Source organism: Kocuria tytonicola (assembly GCF_003687455.1).
In the GTDB taxonomy this organism is placed as follows: Bacteria; Actinomycetota; Actinomycetes; order Actinomycetales; family Micrococcaceae; genus Kocuria; species Kocuria tytonicola.
Genome location: NZ_PHOA01000151.1, coordinates 1 through 3612, shown reverse-complemented (window position 1 = coordinate 3612; position 3612 = coordinate 1). Strand labels below are relative to the sequence as shown.

5 protein-coding genes and 1 pseudogene are annotated in these 3612 nt (G+C 68.9%); all 6 read left to right on the top strand.

The genetic code is table 11. The annotated features are described in order from the left end of the window. Positions 1-83 precede the first annotated feature (83 nt). The gene (gene coaD, locus CWC38_RS11260) at positions 84-554 is read left to right on the top strand and encodes a pantetheine-phosphate adenylyltransferase (RefSeq protein ID WP_121846811.1); all 471 of its coding nucleotides are present in this window, start codon (positions 84-86) and stop codon (positions 552-554) included. A 79-nt stretch (positions 555-633) separates the two neighbouring features. After that, entirely contained in the window at positions 634-1227 is a 594-nt protein-coding gene (locus CWC38_RS11255; RefSeq protein WP_121846810.1) for a YceD family protein, read from the top strand. A gap of 2 nt (positions 1228-1229) precedes the next feature. Then, the gene (gene rpmF / locus CWC38_RS11250; RefSeq protein WP_012398114.1) at positions 1230-1433 is read left to right on the top strand and encodes a 50S ribosomal protein L32; all 204 of its coding nucleotides are present in this window, start codon (positions 1230-1232) and stop codon (positions 1431-1433) included. A 1-nt stretch (position 1434) separates the two neighbouring features. Then, entirely contained in the window at positions 1435-2139 is a 705-nt protein-coding gene (gene rnc, locus CWC38_RS11245) for a ribonuclease III (RefSeq protein WP_121846809.1), read from the top strand. A gap of 4 nt (positions 2140-2143) precedes the next feature. Then, positions 2144-3073, top strand: a complete 930-nt coding sequence (mutM, locus tag CWC38_RS11240; RefSeq protein ID WP_121846808.1) for a bifunctional DNA-formamidopyrimidine glycosylase/DNA-(apurinic or apyrimidinic site) lyase — start codon at positions 2144-2146, stop codon at positions 3071-3073. Between the two features lie 160 nt (positions 3074-3233). Further along, positions 3234-3612, top strand: a pseudogene (locus CWC38_RS11235) (IS5 family transposase); the annotation flags it as partial.

Sequence of the window (3612 nt, the reverse complement as noted above, 5' to 3'; positions counted from 1 at the left end):
GTTCCTACACTGGGGCTGCGCGTTGCTGGTCATGGCCCCAGTGTAGGAACAGCCGCCCGGTGGCGTGCCACTAGGCTGTGGGCATGCGACGCGCCATCTGCCCGGGTTCCTTCGACCCCCTGCACCTCGGTCACTGCGCGGTCATCCACCGCGCCGCACGACTGTTCGACGAGGTGGTCGTCGCCGTGTCCACGAACCCGAACAAGACCCACCGCTTCAGCGAGCAGACGCGCATCGAGCTGGTGCGGGAGGTGTTCGCGGACGAGCCCGCGGTGGTCGTGGAGCCGCTCGAGTCCGGGCTGATCGCGGACTACGCCGAGCGCCGGGACGCGGTGGCCCTGGTCAAGGGGCTGCGCAACGGCGCGGACTACGACTACGAGCTGCCCATGGCCACCATGAACCGCTCACTCACCGGTGTGGAGACCGTGTTCCTGCCGGGGGAGCCCTCCCTGCTGCACGTCTCCTCGTCGCTCGTGATGGAGGTGGCGGCTCTGGGCGGGGACATCACCTCGTTCGTGCCGCAGCCGGTGCTGCGGGCGGTGCTCGCGCGCTGAGCGGCTCGCGCCGGGATGAACCGGGGCGCGCCCGCGTGCTAGGGTGTTCTGTCGGCCAGTGTCGTTAGCCAGGAGTTCCGTGAATCACCGCAACAGTTCAGCCCTCGCGTTCAACGTCAGGGAGCTGGAGCACCGCCCGGGGACCATGGACACCCTGGATGTCGAGGCGCCCGCACCGAAGGACTTCGGTACGGCGCTCATCGGTTCGCCCGAGGGCGCGCCCATGGAGCTGCAGCTGCGGCTGGAATCCGTCCACGACGGTATTCTGGTCTCCGGAACCGTGATCGTCAGTGTTCACGGGGAGTGCAGCAGATGCCTCGACCCCATTGACTACGAACTACCGGTCGACGTGCAAGAGCTTTTCGTCTTCGAACCGTCCCCGAAGGGTGACGAGAACGTCGAGGACGAGCAAGTGTATGAGGTGCGGGACGAGGAGATCGACCTCGAACCGATGCTTCGGGACGCAGTGATCACTCAGCTGCCGTTCCAACCGGTGTGCCGGGCCGACTGCCCGGGCCTGTGCGCCCAGTGCGGCGCACGGCTCGAGAACGATCCGGAGCACCACCACGACGTGAAGGACCCCCGCTGGTCCGCCCTCGCAGGGCTGATGACCGAGACGGATCAGGGCCCGGACACGTCGGAGCCGACAACCGACACGAGAGAAGAGAGATAGCCGTGGCTGTTCCCAAGCGGAAGATGTCCCGTGCGAATACCCGCATGCGCCGGTCCCAGTGGAAGGCTCAGGCCCCCAAACTGGTGAAGACCGTGGAGAACGGCAAGGTCAGCTACAGCCTGCCGCACCAGGCCAAGCTGGTCTCCGATTCCGCCGGCACCCCCTTGTTCTACGAGTACAAGGGACGCAAGGTCGCTGACGCGTAACGTGACTGCTGAGCCGGATCCCGGTGAGCTGCTGAAGCGTCTCGGTGTCGATCTCGACACCGGGACGCTTCGCATTGCGCTGACGCACCGCTCGTACGCGTACGAGCACCCGGGGGAGACCCACAACGAGCGGCTCGAGTTCCTGGGGGACGCCGTGCTGCAGCTCGCCGTGACGGACGAGATCTACCACCGGTACCCGGAATGGGACGAGGGTCGCCTCGCCAAGCTGCGGGCGTCCGTCGTCTCCGCCCGGGCACTCGCGGGTGTGGCCCGCTCCCTGGGCCTGGGCCCCCACATCCGTCTGGGCAAGGGTGAAGTGCGCACGCAGGGCAGCGACAAGGCCTCCATCCTCGCGGACACCACCGAGGCCGTGATCGGCGCCGTCTACGAGTCCCTGGGCCCCGTGCCGGCCCGGGACCTCGTGCTGCGCATGATGGTCCCGCTGCTGGAGGACACCAAGGTCCTGCACGAGGGGCGGGACTGGAAGACCCAGATCGTGGAGCTCGTGGCCCAGCACGGTCTGGGCACCGTGCGCTACACCGTGGAGGGCACCGGCCCGGACCACGCGCGCCACTTCACCGCGGACGCCGTGGTGGACGGGCGGGTGCTCGGCCACGGGGAGGGCACCTCCAAGAAGGCCGCCGAGCGCGCCGCCGCGGCCGCCGCGTGCGAGGCCGTCGAGGCCCGCTTCCCGTCCGGGGGCTGAGCCCGTGCCCGAGCTGCCCGAGGTGGAAGTGGTGCGCCGCGGCGTCGAACGCTGGGTCGTCGGGCGCACGGTCGAGTCCGTGCAGGTCTTCGACGCCCGCTCCCTGCGCCGCCACACCGCGGGCGTCCTGGACTTCCAGGAGCGCCTGGCCGGGCTGACCGTGGACTCTGCACAGCGGCGCGGCAAGTTCCTCTGGCTCCCGCTGGTCGAGCGTCCCGGGACGGAGCCGTCCAGTGCGCTGCTCGTGCACCTGGGCATGAGTGGCCAGCTCCTGGTGGCCTTCGCAGGCCAGCCGCAGCCGCGCCACGAGCGCATCCGCCTGGCGCTTTCTCCCGCCTACGACGACGCCGGTGCCGCCCTCCCGGGGCAGGCCCGGTTCGTGGACCAGCGAATCTTCGGCGGCATGCTCCTGGACCCCCTCGTGCCCAGCGCCGACGGCCACGGCACCGTGCCCGAGCACGCCGCGCACATCGCGCGCGACCCCCTGGACCCGCTCTTCGACGTCGACGCCTTCCACGCCGCCCTGCGACGACGCCGCACGGGTCTGAAGCGTGCCCTGCTGGACCAGGGGCTGATCTCGGGGATCGGCAACATCTACGCGGACGAGGCGCTGTGGGCCGCCCGGCTGCACTGGGCGGCACCGACAGAGACGATGACCGCGCCCCGCACGCGCGAGCTGGTGGCGGCGTGCCAGGAGGTCATGCGCCGCGCGCTGGACGCGGGCGGCACCAGCTTCGACTCGCTGTACGTCAACGTGAACGGGGGGTCCGGGTACTTCGCCCGGTCCCTGAACGCCTACGGGCGGGCCGGGCAGCCGTGTCCGCGTTGCGAGGCCGCGGGACTGGACGGCGTCATCGTGCGCGAGAAGTTCGCGAACCGTTCCTCGTACCGGTGCTCGCGGTGCCAGAGGCGGCCGCGGCGGTTCAGGGCGTAGAAACTGGTTCACCAGACAGTTCCCCTGGTTGGTTATGCCACAGAAAATACAGACATCCTCAGAGCGCGCCATCGGGGAGTGGGGACTGCTGCACGATCCGGTGACAGTGGTTAGGGCGTGTCTGACAAAGGTTAGTCGCGGGGTCTGAAACGATCAGGACGTGTCACGTTTTCAGGTTCTCTCGGATGCCCAGTGGTCACTGATCAAGGAGTTGCTGCCGCGCCCGACGGGCAAGCCGGGCCGCAAGTTCTCCGACGCGCGCACGATGGTTGAGGGCATCGTGTACCGCTACCGCGCAGGCATCGCCTGGCGCGATCTACCCACGGTGTACGGGCCGTGGCAAACGGTATGGACCTGGCACCGGCGCCTGGCCGATGACGGAACCTGGGACCGCATCCACGCCGAACTGACGACTGCTGCTGACGCGGCAGGTCTGATCGACTGGTCGTTGTCGGTCGACTCGACGATCGCGCGCGCCCACCAGCACGCAACGAACACCACCCGCCTCACAGGGGGCTGGATCGAACTACAAGAATCCG